This window comes from Marinobacter sp. BSs20148 (genome assembly GCF_000283275.1).
Lineage (GTDB): Bacteria > Pseudomonadota > Gammaproteobacteria > Pseudomonadales > Oleiphilaceae > Marinobacter > Marinobacter psychrophilus.
Genome location: NC_018268.1, coordinates 3,584,932 through 3,602,221 on the forward strand (window position 1 = coordinate 3,584,932; position 17,290 = coordinate 3,602,221).

Genomic DNA, 17,290 nt, shown 5'->3' on the forward strand with positions numbered 1-17,290 from the left:
AACAAACAGTGCAAAGCGTAATTGAAAATAACATTATGCTCAACAATAAGGAGACGCCGCTGTGGAAAATAATGCGTTTTATGTAGCGCTGTCGTTACTGATGAACCTGGACGCCGCATTATTTCAGATTGTGGCTCTGTCGCTACAGGTTTCGCTTTTGGCAGTACTGGCCGCAGCCCTGCTGGGATTTCCGCTGGGTGCAGCGGTCGCGCTATGGCGCTTTCCCGGGCGCGGAGGGGTGATTGTCGCGCTTAATGCCCTGATGGGGCTGCCCCCTGTTATGGCCGGGCTGACTGTCTACTTACTGCTCTCGCGCGCTGGGCCTCTTGGTGAATGGGGGCTTCTGTTTACGCCGACGGCTATGGTGATTGCGCAATTCGTGCTGGTGCTGCCGATTTTGGCGGCGCTGTCGCGCCAAAAGGTGGAGGAGCTTCTGGGTGAGTACCGGGAACAATTCCTTTCACTGGGTATGTCGCAGTCACGAATGATGCCGACCTTGTTGTGGGACGCCCGCTTTACGCTACTGACCGTATTACTCGCCGGGTTCGGCCGCGCCAGCGCCGAGGTGGGCGCTGTGATGATGGTAGGAGGCAACATTGACGGAGTCACAAGGGTAATGACGACTGCCATTGTGCTGGAAACCAGCAAGGGCGACCTTCCGCTGGCGCTAGGGCTCGGGATCGTACTACTGACGCTGGTAATGCTGATTAATGCAGGCGCTTATGTGGTGAGCGAATTGGCCAAAAGGCGGGTGGGATGACTTCATTTAAGGCACTACTCAGCGCCGCGTCCACGCTTTGCCCGCCAACAGAGTTGCGCTTTGAGGGCGTCACTTTCAGCCACCTGGGCGAGACGCTGTTAGGACCTTGTTCATTTACCCTGACGGGGTCTGGTCCCACACTGGTTATGGGGCCTAATGGCGCTGGAAAGAGCATTTTGCTGCGACTGGCCCACGGCCTGCTTTCCCCCACCCAGGGACAGGTGTCCTGGTCCGGCGAGGGGCGGCCCCGCCAGGCAATGGTGTTCCAAAACCCGGTACTGTTGCGCCGCTCAGCTGAGGCCAACCTCACCCACGCGCTGGCGGTGAACAATACCCCGCGCAAGGCACGCAGAAAGCTCGCCCGTGAGGCGCTTGAGCGCTTCGGTCTGACTGCCCGCGCCGATACGTCGGCTCGCGTGCTCTCAGGCGGCGAACAGCAGCGTCTGGCGCTGGCTCGCGCTTGGGTGCTTGCCCCCGCAGTGCTGTTTTTGGATGAACCCACTTCCGCGCTCGATCCGGCGGCAATTAAAGCCGTGGAAACCGCCGTGCGCGAGTTTCACCAGCGGGGAACACGCATCGTCATGACCACTCATGACCTATACCAGGCCAAACGTCTTGCCGGGGATGTACTATTTCTTGCCGGCGGAAAAATACACGAGCACACCCTTGCTGAATCCTTTTTTAGCTCACCTGTGTCGAAAGAGGCGCGAGCGTTTATTGCCGGAGAACTGGTCGAATAGTGCGGTTCTTTCGCCTTTGCCGAGTAATTGTTCAATGCAAGTTTTCAAAACACGGCAGGAAAATAACAAAATGAGAAAAACCTTAACGCTTGTACTCGCAGGCTTAACCACCCTGGGCCTGACCGCTGGCGCCTACGCCGATGACTACATTACTCTTGCCTCGACAACCTCGACCGAAAACTCGGGGCTATTCAATGCCATCCTTCCGCAGTTCAAGGAGGCCACCGACATCGAGGTACGTGTAGTCGCGGTAGGCACCGGGCAGGCTTTCGAGATCGCCCGCCGCGGTGATGCCGACAGCCTTCTCGTACATGACACGGCCGGCGAACTGCGTTTTGTAGAAAACGGCGACGCCACTGAGCGCGCCGATGTGATGTACAACGACTTCGTAGTGATCGGCCCCGGCAATGATCCGGCGAATGTCGGGCAAGCTCAAACCGCCGCCGAAGCGTTTGCGAGCATTGCCGAGGCACAGGCACCGTTTGCCTCACGCGGCGACGACAGTGGCACCAATCGCGCCGAACTGCGCCTTTGGGAAAATGCCGGCGTTGAGCCTGATGGCGACTGGTACCGCGAACTCGGCAGTGGCATGGGCCCAACGCTTAATACCGCCGCCGCCATGGATGCCTACGTAATGTCAGACCGCGCCACCTGGGTAGCATTTAAAAACCGGCAGAACCTGACACTACTTTTTGAAGGCGACGACGTGTTGCGCAACCAGTACGGTAGCCTGCTGCTCCTCAAAGAAAAGCACCCGCATCTCAAGCACAATCTGGCTGAGAAGTGGCACAAGTGGCTCATCTCCGGGCAGGGCCAAAAAGCGATTGCCGACTTCCAAGTGGACGGACAACAGCTCTTTTTCCCTAATGCAAAATAGGCTACTCTTTATGGTCCGCTATCGAGGCTCAAGCTCGTGGCGTTTCTGAAAGGACAGCAACAAACATGACGATCACCTATCTTCTGCCAAACCCTGCCGACCCTCGGCTATCCCGTAGGGTTGAAGGCGTTGACGAAAACGGTCAACCAAAGTCGATCAGCGTGATCGAAGAGCGCCCTCTGACCATCTATCTGAACAGTCAGGAGATCGTCACGGCAATGACCATCGGCGATCATCCGGAGTACCTGGCGCTCGGTTTTCTCTTGAATCAGGGTATGCTAAAAGAGACCGACGAGGTCACGGGGATTGATTTCGACGAAGAACTGGAAGTTGTTGTGGTCCGCACCGCGGGTGTTACTGATGTCGAGAACAAGCTGGAAAAGAAAACCCGCACTTCCGGCTGCGCCGTAGGCACTGTGTTCGGTGACATGATGGCAGGGCTCGACGGGCTGTCACTGCCAGATACACCGGTGCACACCAGTACCTTTTACGATCTTTCCTACCAGATTAACCACACGCCCAGCCTGTACATGGAAACCGGCGCCATTCATGGCACCGCCCTGTGTCAGGGCCGTCAGATTCTGGCCTACATGGAGGATGTCGGGCGTCACAATGCGGTCGACAAGATCGCAGGTTGGATGCACTTAACCGGCATCGAGGCGTCGGATAAAGTCCTCTATACCACTGGCCGCCTGACCTCCGAAATGGTTATCAAGACGGCCCTGATGGGGATCCCTACCCTCATCAGCCGATCAGGCTTTACGGCCTGGGGTGTCGATATTGCACAGCAGGTTGGGTTGACACTGATCGGACGGATGCGAGGCAAGAAATTCACCTGCCTCAGTGGCCAGCACCGTCTGGTGTTCGATCAGGACTTGTCTCAGATTCCCGATGAAGACAAAAGAATGGGGCGCAAGGGCGCTCAGCGTGACTGACTCGAGCGGAGTACTATTAATGGGAACGGAACATGACTGAGTGCGCGGTCATTCTGGCGGGTGGCCAGGCAAACCGAATGGGCGGTGGTGACAAAGGAAGATTGATGTTGGGCGGTCAGTCATTGATCCATCGTGTCATCGATCGAATCACACCGCAGGTCGCCGCCTTAGTGTTGAACGCCAATGGCGATTTGAGTCGTTTTGATGATCTGCGCTTGCCCGTGGTAGCCGATTCTGTCGCCGATTTTCCGGGCCCGCTGGCCGGTGTGCTCGCAGGCATGGATTGGGCTGCCGAGCAAGGGCATGAATGGCTGATCAGTGTCGCTGCGGATACCCCTTGCTTCCCACTGGATCTGGCAGCACGATTAGCCGAATGCGATACCCCGGTCGTTTTGGCCGCCACGCCGGATCCGAAGCGTGGCCGACTGCCCCAGCCGACCTTTGGCCGTTGGCAAGTCGCTTTGCGACATGATTTGAGGGCCGCTTTAAATGACGGCGTCCGCAAGATCCGCCAATGGACCCAGGCCAATGGTGAGTCTTTGGTATTGTTTGGCCCGGACGACTTTTTCAACATTAATACGCCGGAAGATCTAGTGTGGGCGGAGCGGAACCTGAAGTGAACGTTATTGGTATTGTAGGTTGGAAAAACTGCGGGAAAACCACCCTGGTCAGTTCATTGATTCGCGAACTGACCAGCAGAGGGTTAACGGTAAATTCGATCAAACATGCCCATCATGCGGTGGATGTGGACCAACCCGATACCGATAGCTACCGTCATCGTGATGCCGGCGCCAGGGAGGTCATACTGGCGGGTGGGCAACGCTTCGCTATCATGCACGAACTGCGCGGCGCCGACGAACCAACACTTGAAGAACTGCTCGCCCGGCTGGGGCCCTGCGACTGGGTCATAGTCGAGGGGTTTAAAACCCATTCACACCCCAAAATTGAGGTACACAGGCAGGAGTGCAACCGTGAGCCCCTGTATCCGAACGACGCCAGCATCATTGCTGTGGCAACGGACTATTCTCCGGATTTTGCGGGTCCCGGTTTTGATATGAACGACGTGTCTGAAATCGCTGACTTTATGCTAAATTCTGGAAAGCCATGAACCCACTTCGTAATGACTGTTTTGCCTTGCCCCCCGGGGTAAACTGGACGCCGGTAAACGAGGCGCTGGAGCGATTGCACTCGCGCTTACACCCAGTAGTGGGTGTGGATCACGCTGTCCCGCTGCCGCAGGTAAATGGCCGGATACTGGCGAGCGATGTCTATGCGCCTCGCGCTCACCCTCCCAGCAGTAATTCTGCGGTCGATGGCTATGCGTTTGCAGGGCCTTTGACCGAGGTGCCCTGCGCCCTACCTTTAATTGATGGCCGAAGTGCCGCCGGGGAGCCGTACAAGGAGCATGTGCCTGAGGGACACGCTATTCGGATTCTAACCGGCGCGGTAATACCGGCCGGCACTGATACGGTGGTTCTGGAAGAGGACTGCGAGGTCGTCGGTGATCAGCTACATTTAAACGGCACGTTGAAAGCGGGCGCCAATCTGCGTAAGGCCGGTGAAGACATCAAGGCACAGGATCGGATTCTAACAGCGGGCACCCGCCTGACGCCTACCCAGATTTCAGTCCTCGCCAGTGTTGGTGTCGAGTCGGCCGACGTCTATCAGCGGCTTCGCGTTGGAGTCCTGTCCACGGGTGATGAGGTAAAGCCAGTCGGTTCAGCAGTCACCGATTGGCAGATTTACGATGCAAATCGCCCGATGCTAAGCGCTCTGGTAGCGCAGCTTGGCTATCAACTGGTGGACCTGGGCCACGTGCTGGACCGGGCCGAAGACGTCAAAGCGGCGTTGGAGCGCGGAGCTGAGCAGTGCGACTTGATCCTGACCAGTGGAGGCATTTCCGCAGGCGACGAAGACCATGTGTCGAAAACACTGAAAGCCCATGGTGAAATCAGCAATTGGCGCATTGCGATCAAACCGGGCCGCCCTCTGGCGCTGGCCATGTTCCAGGGCACGCCCGTGGTGGGTTTGCCGGGGAATCCGGTTGCAGCCTGGGTTTGCGCGCTGTGCTTTGGCGCACCCGCGATGGCGCTGCTGGCAGGGGGGGAGTGGTTCGAACCCCAAGGCTATATGGTTCCCGCCAATTTTTACAAGAACAAGAAGCCTGGGCGCAATGAGATGTTGCGCGCTAGGGTCCGTAATGGGCAGGTTGAAGCATTCGGCTCTGAAGGCTCGGGCCGGGTCACCGGTTTGGCCTGGTCCGATGGTTTAGTGGATTTGGACGACAGCGCTCAGCAGATAGAGCCGGGAACTCCAGTGCGGTTTATCCCCTACGCCAGCTTCGGCCTGTAATGCCTGTCGAGCATAATCACTCGTAGTCGCCATGGACGGCAAAGGCTTCAAGCGAAGCATCTTGCGGTGCGCGAGTGTGGTAGGTCTCCTCAACGCCCAACTCTGTCAGTGTGCGGCTGACCATCATCAGGGTGTTGTCCTCAAAGTCCTCGCACATGCTGCGCATCTGGTCGATTTCTTCGCAGGCGAAGGGGTAGGCAGCATCAATATCCGGCGCACCATAAAGCTCAACAAAGGTTTTCGCCAGGGTTGTGCGCAGCTGCTCCAATTCGGTTTCAGTGATGCTGCAAACACCCACAAAACTGGCGCGTCCACCAGACTCTATGCTGTACCAACCGTTACTGAAGGCCTGACGAGCCTTACCCTTCAGATCGGCTTCGGTCCAGTTGGAAAATTCGAATCCGCCCGAAATTGCCCATTCTCCGCTGGGCGCCGGCAGTGCAAATACGTTTTGGTCAGATATATCCAAGCGCAGGGTTCGGGCCAGTTTCATGTGTGCTCCGCAAATTCAATCAAACTTAGTGTCTCGGTCATGACATCCTGACGCAATAGCATCCGGCCTTTTTCATCCAGTCCAAAAAAGACACCGGGCTTTGGGTAACTAATCGTTTCGCCCAGAGTGTCGCAGCGTGGCCGCCACTCTTTGTGTACGCGCTCGAATCCGCTATCCATGAAGTGGGTCAGCCACAGCAGTGTGTGTTTGGACCAGCTTTCCAGCAGCGCCATAGGGGTGATTTCGACGCAACCTTCCTCTTGCAGACAGGTTTCATTCGGATTTTTGCCAGGCTCGTCGTTCAAAGCCTTGAAGGCCACATGAATGCCGATGACGAGCCATTTAGGATACGCTTTGGGATCTGACACGTCCGCTGCAAAGCGGACACCACCGCAGACCGCGCCATTGACCTTGATGCGATCAGGCCATTCAAAGTGCACGGGCACTTCCGGCGGCGCCAGTGCGCCCAGACTTTCAGCCAAACCTATTTGGGCAACGTAGACGACTTGGATAGCATCTTCCAACGGTGTTTCCGGCGCCAGCACCAGAGCCGCACGCAAAGTCTCGACCCCATTGGAGTAAAAGATCGTGCCTGAATCGACTCCTGCGATGGCGCGGCTGACGGCCTTATCAAACGGATCTGTGTGTTTGGCAACCACTTCGCCAGAGAATAGCGGCGGGAATTGAGGTGATTCGCTCATCGCATGGCCTGGGCGTAAGCGTCAGAAGCGATAATTTCATCCGCAATGCGCTGGAAGGTTTGAGCTTGAGGGCTTTCCGGCTTTGACACCACAATTGGAACCCCGCCGTCCGAACCGATACGAATGTCCAGGTCGAGTGGGATTTCTCCTAAAAAGGGCGCTCCAATCTTTTCTGCCTCAGCCCGGGCGCCGCCGGATCCGAAGGGGTGATGCTCTTTACCGCAGCCGTCGCAGACAAAGGACGCCATGTTTTCAATTATGCCCAGTAGTGGCACGTCCATCCGGTTGAACATATCAATGCCTTTGCGCGCGTCCATCAGAGCAATGTCCTGAGGTGTCGAGACCACAATGGCACCCGCAACAAAGAATTTCTGGCTCAGGGTCATCTGGACGTCACCGGTACCTGGCGGAAGATCCACCAGCAACACGTCCAGCCTGCCCCAATCCACTTGGTTCATCATCTGCTGCAGGGCACCCATCAACATCGGACCGCGCCAGATAATTGCTTCGTCATCCGGGGTCATCAGACCCAGGGACATCAGTGTCACACCGTGGTTGCGCAGGGGCAATATGGTATGCCCGTCAGGGCTGGAAGGGCGCCCAGAAACACCCAGCATGCGGGGCTGGCTGGGGCCGTAAACGTCGGCGTCTAACAAGCCCACTTTAAGACCTTTCGAGGCTAGCGCGACAGCCAGATTGGACGCCACTGTCGACTTACCTACACCGCCTTTGCCCGAGGAGATAGCAATGATGCGATCAATCCCCTCCGGGTTTTTGTCTTTCGGCCGAGGCGCGTCTGAAGCGATCAGGCCGGGGTTACCTACTTCGGTGTATTGAGTCATGTTGTGTCCTGATTGATTTTTAGCTGTCTCGGTAGTCGTCGCTGGTGCGAATGCGGGGACGCTCGCCCATCGCCATGGGCGAGTTATCACCGTGGAATTGCGATTTAACCCGACAGTCGTTACACATCTTGACCAATTGAACATTATCCGTGTTGGTGTACATCCAGTGTTTGTTCTCCAGCTTCTCAACAATCCGGTTGATGGTGCTGGCAACGCCAAAGGGAATACCACAACTGATACATTCGAAAGGATCTTCGCCATGCAATGCTCTCGGGATCAGCGCATCGTTCGACAGATCCAGCCGGGGCTTCAGAATGATGGCCGTTTCCGGGCAAGTGCTTTCGCAGACGCCGCATTGAACGCAGGCGTTTTCCGTGAACTGAACCTCTGGCCGGTCCGGATGATCGCCCAGGGCACCAGTGGGACAGAGCGATACGCAGGCCAGACAGAGCGTGCACTTGTCGGGATTGATTTCGATTGCGCCGTAGGGTGCACCCGCTGGCAGGGCAATCGGTGCTTCGATCCTGTCTGCCATGGCGGCGACAGAGACCCGTGTGATATCACGGCGACCGCCGACCAGTAAAATCGGCTGGCTCACTCGTCCGGCGTTGTCCGCGGCTGCGCTCAACTCGTCGGCTGCGATTACCCGGGCCCTGGTGGTGGAATGATGAGTGCCGCCAAGCATGGCTTGAGCCAACTCAACCTCAGCGGCCACGGCCTGACGGTCTGTCTCGTTGTCTGCCAGGATCAAGACTTCAGCGTAACCCGCTCCAAACGCAGCCAGTATCTCGGCATGGCCCACCCGATCAACATGCTCTAGCCCCAGCGGGATGAGGTCATCCGCCAGTCCGGCACCATATCGTGCGAGCCGTGCGATAGCGTCATTACCAGTGCCCAATGTGTGAAAAACCAGACGCGGAGCTTCGTCAGCTTGCTCGCGATAGACCTTCGCCATAACCGCTATAACTTGGGTTAGGGCCTCGAAGGGGGTTTCGTTCATGGTTACGGCTGACGTCGGGCAAACCGCCGCGCAGGACCCGCAGCCGGCGCAAATATCCGAATTGATTTCTACGTGGTCCCCGGCGGAAAAAATCGCCTCGGTGGGGCAAACGTCCAGACAGCGGGTGCAACCGGGCTGATTCGCCCGGGAGTGGGCACAAAGGGAGGTTTCCAGCTTGAAATACACGGATTTCTCAAACTCACCGACCCGGTCCCTGGCAGTCAGAGCAATACGCTCTAACTCTCCGGCTTTGGTCGGGTCGGCCCAAAAGTAGCCGTTGCGTTTTTGATAACTGGGAAACGCCGGCTCGACGCCACGCAGGTCGATAAACACGTCGCACTCACTACGGGCAGTGGCTTCAGCCTCGCCGTAACCAAGGGCGCCGCGACCCGCGAGATTCAGGGTCTGCAGCTGGGCAAACTCCAGTTTAAAGCAACCTAACGCGCCCTGGGCGACCGTCAGTTGACCTTTAGCAACGTTATAACCGGCGGAGGGCAGTTGTATCGGCCCCGCATCATTGACAATGCATGTGACGCCCAGTTCGTCCTGTACCAGCTCGGCCATTCTGATGGCCTGCTCGGTAGGGCCGACAATGCAACACACACCGCTGGACTGAATGCTTTTCACGGGGACCATAGGGGCCGGTAGCTGGGCCGCAGCAAGCAAGGCCGCTTGTTTGGCGTGCAAGCGCTTGGGCTTTGCGTTTGCTGAACCCCAGCCAGCACGATCTCGAATGTCGATGGTGCTGAACGGTGCACAATGCTGGGTTTCAGCTTGCACGTCCTCACCTAATCGCTCGAACAGGGGGGCCTGTTGACCACAGGCAATGAGCAACTCATTACCGTCACCCAGGTGCTCGGCGGCAATTCTCATATTTTTGCCGCACAGTTGGTCCACCACGATCACCTGTTCAGCTCCCGCAGCCGTTTGTAGTGCCTTGGAATTAAAGGACTGAGTTTGATCGCAAGTACATAACAGAAGGGTTTTGTGTGCCGTCATCGGAGTTGTGACCCGTTTAGTTGTTTTTGTGCGAATACGTTGTCTCTACCGATTGCCGAGCATGCCACAGCCGCTTGTCATTGCACAGTTCGTTAATGGAATATTTGTTTGGGTTCTGCTAGCGTTCATAAAAAAGAGAGCAAATATGAACAATCGTGCAGATAATTGGAAACGCGAATTAACAGTCGGTGCCTTGGTTCGCAGGATGCCCGGCGTGACGCGGTGGGCGCGAGATGTGTGGAAACCCGTGGCTGTCATACCTGGTGCACCAGAGGCGTTCTGGAAAGAGCTTGTGCGCGACGGCGAGGTGGTCGACTACCACGCCGGCACAGTCACAATGGAATTATTTCGCGCCGATGTGGAGTCCTACCTTGTGTCCCTGAATATGGCTGTACCTTCGGTGTGGATCATAATGGATCGTGATGAAAGCAATCAGTCCCCATCAGGCTGGTTCGTCAGTACCATTACGGCGAGCGCCTTTGAAGCTCAGGATTCCTTGGACAGTGGCGAAAGCATCGTCGAGGCTGTGCCAATTCCCGAGTCCCTTGCAGCCTGGATCGACGAGTTTATCCAGATGCACTACATCGAAGAGCCGTTCAAGAAACGCCGTCGCGACAAGCACCGGGTTGATGGCATTCAAGATGGAAAAGGCGATGTACGCATCCCTCAGCAGAGCGACGTTTTCCGCGCACCCGCTCACATTAAAAAACCAAGAGTTCACTGATGGCTGAGTCACGCTTACAGCGTTGGTCACGCAAAAAAACCAAAGCTGGCAAAGAAGCTAAACTCGCCCCCGCTTCGACGGTTGAGCCCGAACTGTCGTTCGAAGAACAGGAGCTCGCCGTCAATGAGGCCATGCCCGAGCTTGGCGTGTTAGAGAAGTACGATTTGCCTGACCCGGATGCAATCGAGCTGGGCACAGACATTACAGGGTTTATGCGGAAAGAGATTCCTGAACTTCTGCGCCGCAAGGCCCTGCGCGCGCTGTGGAAGTCCAACCCGGTTCTGGCGGTGCTGGACGGACTCAATGACTACGATGAAGATTTCTCTGATGCCGCCACTGCAGGCAACGCCGTGAAAACCCTGTATAAAGTGGGCCAGGGTCTAATCGATAAAACAAAAAGGGCTGACGTGCCAGCTGAGGCTCAGGGAACCGTTGCCCTCGTGGTTACCCCAGAGCTGGGCGCCGAAACAGCAAAGCCCGAAATCGCCGCTGATTCCTTGCCCACCATTCGCCACTTCGAACCTTCTGTTATCAAGGCTGAAGCGAACGTTATCGAGGCTGAAGCGAAAGTTACTGAGGCAGAGGCAAAAGTGATCGAAGCTGACGTGGAATCTGCGCCGCGCTATCGCCCCCGGATGCGTTTTGAATATTAGTATTTGTAAACAAAGTTGCGCAAAACGCAAATCGACTCTATAAATACTATTTAGTGTAGTCATCAAACAATAACTCCAAGGACAAAGATTTGACTAACACAGCTGAAGTTCAGTGCCCTCGTTCGATCAGCGAGGAAGATCGTGCGCGAGCCCAAATATATCAGTTGCTGGGCGTCCTGCTGGGCGATCCACCTTCGAAAGAGTTGCTTCGTGGGTTGGAATCCTTACAGGGTGACGCCACCCCTCTTGGGTCCGCCTCTAAAAATCTCGCTGCTCTTGCCGAGCGTACCGCGCTCAATGACGCCGAAAGGGAATACAACAGCCTTTTCGTTGGACTTGGCCGCGGTGAACTTCTGCCTTACGCCAGTTATTACCTGACCGGATTTTTGAACGAGAAGCCCCTTGCGGACCTGCGTAGCGATCTGATGGCCCGGGGTATCAAAGCCAATGCGAACGTCAAAGAACCTGAAGATCACATAGGCACGCTATGCGAAATCATGGCGGGCATCATTACTGGCGAATTCGCGTGCGATAGCGATTTGCCCTCACAAAAAGCCTTCTTTGACGCGCACCTTGCGAAATGGGCGGCATTATTTTTTACCGATCTAGAGAAAGCGCAAACTGCGATCTTCTACACTCCTGTAGGCACGCTTGGTCGGGCTTTCATGGCGGTAGAGGCTGAGGGGTTTGCAATTCAGTAACGGGGATCGATCCGATCCATTAACTCAGGTGGAGGTGTCCTATGGACGACCAAAAGCGTGAAAACAGCCGGCGCATCTTTTTGCGGATGGCGGCAATTGCAGTTCCGGCTGCGGTTGCAGTAGTGGTTGCACCGAATGCCGCAGCCAACGTTGTTAAAGACGTCCCGAAAAGCAGTGGTCTTCGTGACACTGAGCACACACGTAAATATTTCGAGTCGGCTCGCTTTTGACGGAGCGCGACTCATTCAAGATTGCGTGATGCTCTTGAATAGTCGTATTTCCAGAAAACGAGAATAAGAAAAACAGAGGTACCTTGATATGTTAAGAAAGAAAACCAACGGGGTAGCGAAGGGCTCCCGTACAGGATCTTTACTTTCATCCCTCGCTGCAAAAACGATGGACCGCCGTGGCTTTTTGACTGCTTCCGGCGTCGCAGTGGGTGGGCTGGCGGCTTTGTCGCTAACGTCTACGCGCGTTCAGGCTGCTACCCCGTCATCGGCAGGTGGCGAAGTAGTTCGCAAAAAATCGGTGTGTACGCATTGCTCGGTCGGTTGTACGGTCGAAGCTGAAGTTCAAAATGGCGTATGGACTGGCCAAGAACCCGGCTGGGACAGCCCATTCAACCTTGGCGCCCACTGCGCTAAAGGCGCCGCGGTGCGTGAAAGCGCCCATAATGACCGTCGTTTGAAATATCCCACGAAAATGGTAGACGGTCAGTGGCAAAAGATCTCCTGGCAACAGGCGATCAACGAAATCGGCGACAAGATGTTGCAAATCCGCGAAGAGAGCGGCCCTGACTCGGTTTACTGGTTGGGCAGTGCGAAGTTCTCGAACGAACAGGCCTACCTGTTTCGTAAGTTTGCGGCCTACTGGGGCACCAATAACGTCGATCACCAAGCCCGTATCTGTCACTCAACGACGGTGGCCGGCGTAGCCAATACATGGGGCTACGGTGCGATGACCAACTCGTACAACGACATCCACAAGTCGAAAGCGATCTTCCTGATTGGTGGTAACCCTGCAGAGGCACACCCGGTGTCGCTGCTGCACATTCTGAAAGCCAAAGAAGAGAACAACGCGCCGGTTATTGTTTGTGATCCGCGCTTCACACGCACCGCAGCGCATGCTGACGAGTACGTGCGTTTCCGCCCGGGTTCAGACGTTGCTCTGGTATGGGGCATCTTGTGGCATATTTTTGAAAACCGCTGGGAAGACAAAGAATTCATTCGCACCCGAGTTTACGGCATGGACGAAATCCGTGAAGAGGTCGCGCGCTGGGATCCTGCGGAAGTCGAGCGCGTTACCGGTGCTCCGGGTGCTCAACTCGAACGCGTCGCGCGCACTCTGGCTAACAACCGTCCGGGTACCGTTATCTGGTGTATGGGTGGTACCCAGCACACCAACGGTAACAATAATACCCGTGCGTACTGCATCTTGCAGCTGGCGCTGGGCAATATGGGTGTCTCCGGCGGCGGTACCAATATTTTCCGCGGACACTGTAACGTTCAGGGCGCCACTGACCTGGGTGTCCTGGCTGACACATTGCCCGGCTATTACGGTCTGACCGCCGGCGCCTGGGCTCACTGGGCACGCGTGTGGGACGAAGATCTGGATTGGATGAAGAGTCGTTTTACCTCATTCGATAAAAACGGCAAGACCCTCGCCATGATGAACGAGAAGGGTATTCCCGTATCTCGCTGGATCGATGGCGTTCTGGAGGCCAAGGAAAACATAGACCAGCCTGATAACACCCGCGCTATGGTTCTGTGGGGCCACGCGCCCAACTCCCAGACCCGTATGCTGGAAATGAAGGAAGCCATGGAAAAGCTCGACCTTTTAGTCGTAGTGGATCCCTTCCCTACCGTTTCAGCAGTGCTGCACGATCGCAAAGACGGCGTTTACCTGCTGCCCTCGACCACCCAGTTCGAGAACTCAGGTTCAGTAACCGCCTCCAACCGTTCGCTCCAGTGGCGTGAAAAGATTGTCGAGCCCCTGTTCGACTCGAAGGTCGACCACGAAATCATCAAGTTGTTATCTGACAAGTTCGGTTTCACTGATCGCATGCTCCGCAACATTGCTCTGGAAGGGGACATCCCGGTTACCGAGGACATCACTCGCGAATTCAACCGTGGCATGTGGACCATTGGCTACACTGGCCAATCGCCTGAGCGCATGAAAAAGCACATGGCTTACCAGCACCACTTCGACAGAACCACGCTGCGCGCAGTGGGCGGACCCTGTGACGGTGACATCTACGGTATGCCCTGGCCGTGCTGGGGAACGCCCGAAATGAACCATCCGGGCACACCGAACCTGTACGACATGTCGTTGCCGGTGTCCGAAGGCGGTCTTACCTTCCGTGCCAGATTTGGTGTTGAGCGTGACGGCGTAAGCTTGCTTGCCGACGGCGTTTACTCGAAAAACTCAGAGATCAAAGATGGGTACCCCGAGTTCACCATGCAGATGTTAATGGATCTGGGCTGGGATGGAGATCTGACGGCCGAAGAGCGCGCCAGCATTAACGCGTTTGCAGGCCCCGAGACCAATTGGAAGACCGATCTGTCAGGCGGCATTCAGCGTGTTGCGATCAAGCACGAGTGCGCACCCTTTGGTAACGCCAAAGCGCGCGCGATCGTCTGGAACTTCCCAGACCCCGTGCCGGTTCATCGCGAACCGCTGTACACCACCCGTCGCGATCTGGTCGTTGATTATCCGACGTATGCCGACAAGCAATTCTGGCGTGTTCCGACTTTGTATGAATCCATTCAGAAAAAGGACTTCAGCAAAGACTTCCCCATCATTCTGACTTCAGGCCGCTTGGTTGAATATGAAGGTGGTGGTGAAGAGTCGCGATCAAACCCCTGGCTGGCAGAGCTGCAGCAGGACATGTTCATCGAGATAAACACCCGAGACGCGAATAACCTGAACGTTCGCGACGGCAAGGATGTCTGGGTTTCTGGCCCCGAAGGCGGGCGCATCAAGGTAAAAGCAATGGTCACCGAGCGTGTTGGCGAAGGCGTGGCCTTTATGCCATTCCATTTCGGCGGGCACTTGGAAGGTAAGGACCTGAGGGACAAGTATCCCAAAGGCGCCGATCCAATTGTTTTGGGCGAATCCTGTAACACGATTCAAACATACGGGTATGACTCGGTCACGCAGATGCAAGAGACCAAAGCCACCCTATGTTCGATCATGCCAGCATAATAAGAGGTGAAGAAAATGGCCCTTGAAGGACAAGCACGCGCAAAATTCCTCTGTGACGCCGAACGATGCATTGAATGTAATGCTTGCGTAACGGCCTGTAAAAATGAACACGAGGTGCCCTGGGGCATCAACCGTCGCCGCGTCGTCACCATCGAAGATGGTAAACCTGGCGAGCGTTCAATCTCGGTAGCTTGCATGCACTGTTCAGACGCGCCTTGTATGGCCGTTTGTCCCACAGACTGCTTCTACCAGACTGAAGACGGAATCGTGTTGCACTCCAAAGACCTGTGTATCGGTTGTGGATATTGTTTTTATGCTTGCCCCTTCGGCGCGCCCCAGTTCCCCCAAGCGGGCAACTTTGGCAGCCGGGGTAAGATGGACAAATGCACGTTCTGTGCAGGCGGTCCTGAAGAAGACAATTCAACAGCCGAGTTCAACAAGTACGGTCGTAACCGTATAGCAGAAGGCAAACTGCCGATCTGTGCGGAAATGTGCTCGACCAAAGCCCTGTTGGCCGGTGATGGCAATGAGGTGTCGGACATCTATCGTCAGCGTGTCGTGAACCGTGGTTTCGGTTCAGGCGCTTGGGGATGGGGCACGGCCTACGAGAAGAAGACCGGCTAAGCTAGCCTGATTATTCCGGGGCCCTCAGGCCCCGGAATTGATTGAAGCAACGAATTCTTTTTGTTGGTTCCGTTGGAGTGCTTCCATGAACTTTAAAATATTTGGTGTCGCCGTTTTTATATTGGCTACACTGATCTTCAATCCTGCCTTGGCGCAAGAGGCCTCCTCTGTCGATCGGACTGGTACTGGGGGAGCTCAAACCCTGAAAGATGTCATGGCTCGTCAAGCGCAGTTGGAAGTTGACGAGACCTTTCGGTCTGAGAACCTGGGTGATGCAGCCGATGCAGCGTTGACCAGTGATGAACTGGGTACTCTGGGAGGGCGCTCTGATGCCAACATCTGGCGCGGCATTCGTTACAACGAGATTGACTCCAGCACACAGGTCCGGGGGCCTGCGGTTGACGTCCTGATCCAGGACGGCGGCATGCCTTGGTATAAACTGCGTGAAGGACCGATCATTACCTACGGCGGTGGCGCACTGTTAGGCACCATTCTGTTGCTTGTGGTGTTCTACTTTGCGCGCGGAAAAATCATGATCGACGGTGGCCCCGCGGGCACCAAGATTGAACGATTCAAAGCCATCGAGCGGTTTGGCCATTGGTTGTTGTCGGGCTCGTTTGTCGCATTAGGTATTACCGGCCTGCTGACCCTAATGGGGCGCAGTTTCCTGATCCCTGTTATAGGGCCTGAAGCCTTTTCGACTCTGGCGATCGGCTCCAAGTGGATTCACAACAACATTGCATGGGCCTTTATGTTGGGTCTGGTGATGACCTTCGTCATGTGGGTGGCGCACAACATCCCCAATAAGCTGGACTGGCAGTGGCTCAAGGCGGGCGGCGGTATTTTCACCAAAGCTCACCCTTCAGCAAAGAAGTTCAACGCCGGTCAGAAAATTGTTTTCTGGACTGTGATGGTGCTGGGTTTCTCAGTGTCTTTATCAGGCCTGTCTCTGTTGTTCCCGTTTGAAATTTTTATGTTCGCCGATACTTTTGCCATCATGAACAGCATTATGGGAACAGACTTCCCCACAGTGCTGGCACCGCACGAAGAGATGCAGTACGCCAACATTTGGCACTCGATTGTCGCGTTCGTGATGATGGTCGCGATAATGGCACATATTTATATCGGTTCAGTCGGTATGGAAGGTGCCTTCGATGCCATGGGTAACGGTCAGGTTGATGTGGAGTGGGCGCGTCAGCACCACGATCTGTGGGTCGCTGAGGTCGAAGCTAAACAAGGCAAAGGAGAATCATCGTGAAAGTAATGATTTTTGCATTTGTTGCTGCCCTAGTCATCGCCTCTCTCGCCCCTGTAGTTCTGGATCAGTTCGGGTGGTCTTCTGCCGAGCAATACAGCAGTGAGAGCGTGCGGCTTGAATGATCAATCTAAGCTATCCCTAGAGGCACTCCAAATCGATGCCATCGGTTTGGTGTGCCCTCTTCCCATCTTGCGTTTAAAAAAACGCACTCAGGGTTTGCCCAGCGGCACGCAGATAGAGTTTCTGACCGATGACCCCAGCGGTCGACGGGATTTACAGACGCTGTGTAAGCTGACCGGACACAGGATTGAGTGGATTCGCGAAGAGGATACCGGTGTCATCCGTTATCGTATCTGTCTAGCCTAGTTGGCGTTCGAGAGATGGACGTCGCACTGACTTCAGTTTCATCACGCACTTACCCCAACGC

The 17,290-nt window shown here is 55.6% G+C and carries 20 protein-coding genes; 16 read left to right on the plus strand and 4 right to left on the minus strand.

The window, feature by feature from the left end; all coding sequences use genetic code 11:
• Window positions 1–61 precede the first annotated feature (61 nt).
• The 7 genes from MRBBS_RS16360 (at window position 62) to MRBBS_RS16390 (ending at window position 5,664) form a co-directional block, all read left to right on the plus strand.
• Window positions 62–760 (plus strand): ABC transporter permease, encoded by a 699-nt coding sequence (locus tag MRBBS_RS16360; RefSeq protein WP_014872701.1) that lies wholly within the window; start codon window positions 62–64, stop codon window positions 758–760.
• On the plus strand, window positions 757–1,500 hold the full coding sequence (locus tag MRBBS_RS16365; protein WP_041635352.1) for an ATP-binding cassette domain-containing protein: 744 nt from the start codon (window positions 757–759) through the stop codon (window positions 1,498–1,500). The genes MRBBS_RS16360 and MRBBS_RS16365 overlap by 4 nt, the downstream gene beginning before the upstream one ends.
• A 70-nt stretch (window positions 1,501–1,570) precedes the next feature.
• Window positions 1,571–2,377, plus strand: coding sequence for a substrate-binding domain-containing protein (locus MRBBS_RS16370; RefSeq protein ID WP_014872703.1), 807 nt, complete (start codon window positions 1,571–1,573; stop codon window positions 2,375–2,377).
• Window positions 2,378–2,442: 65 nt separating this feature from the next.
• On the plus strand, window positions 2,443–3,312 hold the full coding sequence (gene fdhD, locus MRBBS_RS16375) for a formate dehydrogenase accessory sulfurtransferase FdhD (RefSeq protein WP_014872704.1): 870 nt from the start codon (window positions 2,443–2,445) through the stop codon (window positions 3,310–3,312).
• Window positions 3,313–3,344: 32 nt separating this feature from the next.
• On the plus strand, window positions 3,345–3,932 hold the full coding sequence (gene mobA / locus MRBBS_RS16380; protein WP_014872705.1) for a molybdenum cofactor guanylyltransferase MobA: 588 nt from the start codon (window positions 3,345–3,347) through the stop codon (window positions 3,930–3,932).
• Window positions 3,908–4,420, plus strand: coding sequence for a molybdopterin-guanine dinucleotide biosynthesis protein B (gene mobB, locus MRBBS_RS16385; RefSeq protein ID WP_014872706.1), 513 nt, complete (start codon window positions 3,908–3,910; stop codon window positions 4,418–4,420). Before mobA ends, mobB begins: the two co-directional genes overlap by 25 nt.
• On the plus strand, window positions 4,417–5,664 hold the full coding sequence (locus MRBBS_RS16390; RefSeq protein ID WP_014872707.1) for a molybdopterin-binding protein: 1,248 nt from the start codon (window positions 4,417–4,419) through the stop codon (window positions 5,662–5,664). Before mobB ends, MRBBS_RS16390 begins: the two co-directional genes overlap by 4 nt.
• A gap of 16 nt (window positions 5,665–5,680) precedes the next feature.
• Here the strand turns inward: MRBBS_RS16390 and MRBBS_RS16395 are convergent, their stop codons facing one another.
• From MRBBS_RS16395 to MRBBS_RS16410, 4 genes are read right to left on the minus strand one after another with little or no spacing between them, the layout of a single operon-like run.
• Window positions 5,681–6,157, minus strand: a complete 477-nt coding sequence (locus MRBBS_RS16395; protein WP_014872708.1) for a DUF6505 family protein — start codon at window positions 6,155–6,157, stop codon at window positions 5,681–5,683.
• Window positions 6,154–6,858 carry a biotin/lipoate--protein ligase family protein gene (locus MRBBS_RS16400; protein WP_014872709.1) on the minus strand — a complete coding sequence of 235 codons (705 nt, stop codon included), beginning with the start codon at window positions 6,856–6,858 and terminating at the stop codon, window positions 6,154–6,156. Before MRBBS_RS16400 ends, MRBBS_RS16395 begins: the two co-directional genes overlap by 4 nt.
• Window positions 6,855–7,700, minus strand: coding sequence for an Mrp/NBP35 family ATP-binding protein (locus MRBBS_RS16405; RefSeq protein ID WP_014872710.1), 846 nt, complete (start codon window positions 7,698–7,700; stop codon window positions 6,855–6,857). The genes MRBBS_RS16400 and MRBBS_RS16405 overlap by 4 nt, the downstream gene beginning before the upstream one ends.
• Before the next feature lie 19 nt (window positions 7,701–7,719).
• Window positions 7,720–9,597 (minus strand): 4Fe-4S binding protein, encoded by a 1,878-nt coding sequence (locus MRBBS_RS16410; protein ID WP_227497535.1) that lies wholly within the window; start codon window positions 9,595–9,597, stop codon window positions 7,720–7,722.
• A gap of 247 nt (window positions 9,598–9,844) precedes the next feature.
• Here MRBBS_RS16410 and MRBBS_RS16415 point away from each other — a divergent pair, with 247 nt between their 5' ends.
• The 9 genes from MRBBS_RS16415 (at window position 9,845) to MRBBS_RS19230 (ending at window position 17,229) form a co-directional block, all read left to right on the plus strand.
• Window positions 9,845–10,423 (plus strand): DUF3305 domain-containing protein, encoded by a 579-nt coding sequence (locus MRBBS_RS16415; protein WP_041635354.1) that lies wholly within the window; start codon window positions 9,845–9,847, stop codon window positions 10,421–10,423.
• Complete coding sequence (locus tag MRBBS_RS16420; RefSeq protein WP_014872713.1) at window positions 10,423–11,076, plus strand: DUF3306 domain-containing protein; 654 nt, start codon at window positions 10,423–10,425, stop codon at window positions 11,074–11,076. Before MRBBS_RS16415 ends, MRBBS_RS16420 begins: the two co-directional genes overlap by 1 nt.
• A gap of 89 nt (window positions 11,077–11,165) precedes the next feature.
• A complete protein-coding gene (locus MRBBS_RS16425) occupies window positions 11,166–11,777 on the plus strand; it encodes a molecular chaperone (protein WP_014872714.1) in 612 nt (203 codons plus the stop codon).
• Window positions 11,778–11,818: 41 nt separating this feature from the next.
• Window positions 11,819–12,007, plus strand: coding sequence for a hypothetical protein (locus tag MRBBS_RS16430; RefSeq protein ID WP_014872715.1), 189 nt, complete (start codon window positions 11,819–11,821; stop codon window positions 12,005–12,007).
• A gap of 88 nt (window positions 12,008–12,095) precedes the next feature.
• Window positions 12,096–14,981 carry a formate dehydrogenase subunit alpha gene (locus MRBBS_RS16435; protein WP_041635355.1) on the plus strand — a complete coding sequence of 962 codons (2,886 nt, stop codon included), beginning with the start codon at window positions 12,096–12,098 and terminating at the stop codon, window positions 14,979–14,981.
• A gap of 15 nt (window positions 14,982–14,996) precedes the next feature.
• Window positions 14,997–15,605 carry a formate dehydrogenase FDH3 subunit beta gene (gene fdh3B, locus MRBBS_RS16440; RefSeq protein WP_014872717.1) on the plus strand — a complete coding sequence of 203 codons (609 nt, stop codon included), beginning with the start codon at window positions 14,997–14,999 and terminating at the stop codon, window positions 15,603–15,605.
• Window positions 15,606–15,690: 85 nt separating this feature from the next.
• On the plus strand, window positions 15,691–16,863 hold the full coding sequence (locus MRBBS_RS16445; protein ID WP_014872718.1) for a formate dehydrogenase subunit gamma: 1,173 nt from the start codon (window positions 15,691–15,693) through the stop codon (window positions 16,861–16,863).
• Window positions 16,860–16,985, plus strand: a complete 126-nt coding sequence (locus MRBBS_RS20305) for a hypothetical protein (RefSeq protein WP_007348491.1) — start codon at window positions 16,860–16,862, stop codon at window positions 16,983–16,985. Before MRBBS_RS16445 ends, MRBBS_RS20305 begins: the two co-directional genes overlap by 4 nt.
• Window positions 16,978–17,229, plus strand: a complete 252-nt coding sequence (locus tag MRBBS_RS19230) for a sulfurtransferase TusA family protein (protein ID WP_083847081.1) — start codon at window positions 16,978–16,980, stop codon at window positions 17,227–17,229. Before MRBBS_RS20305 ends, MRBBS_RS19230 begins: the two co-directional genes overlap by 8 nt.
• Window positions 17,230–17,290: the final 61 nt, after the last annotated feature.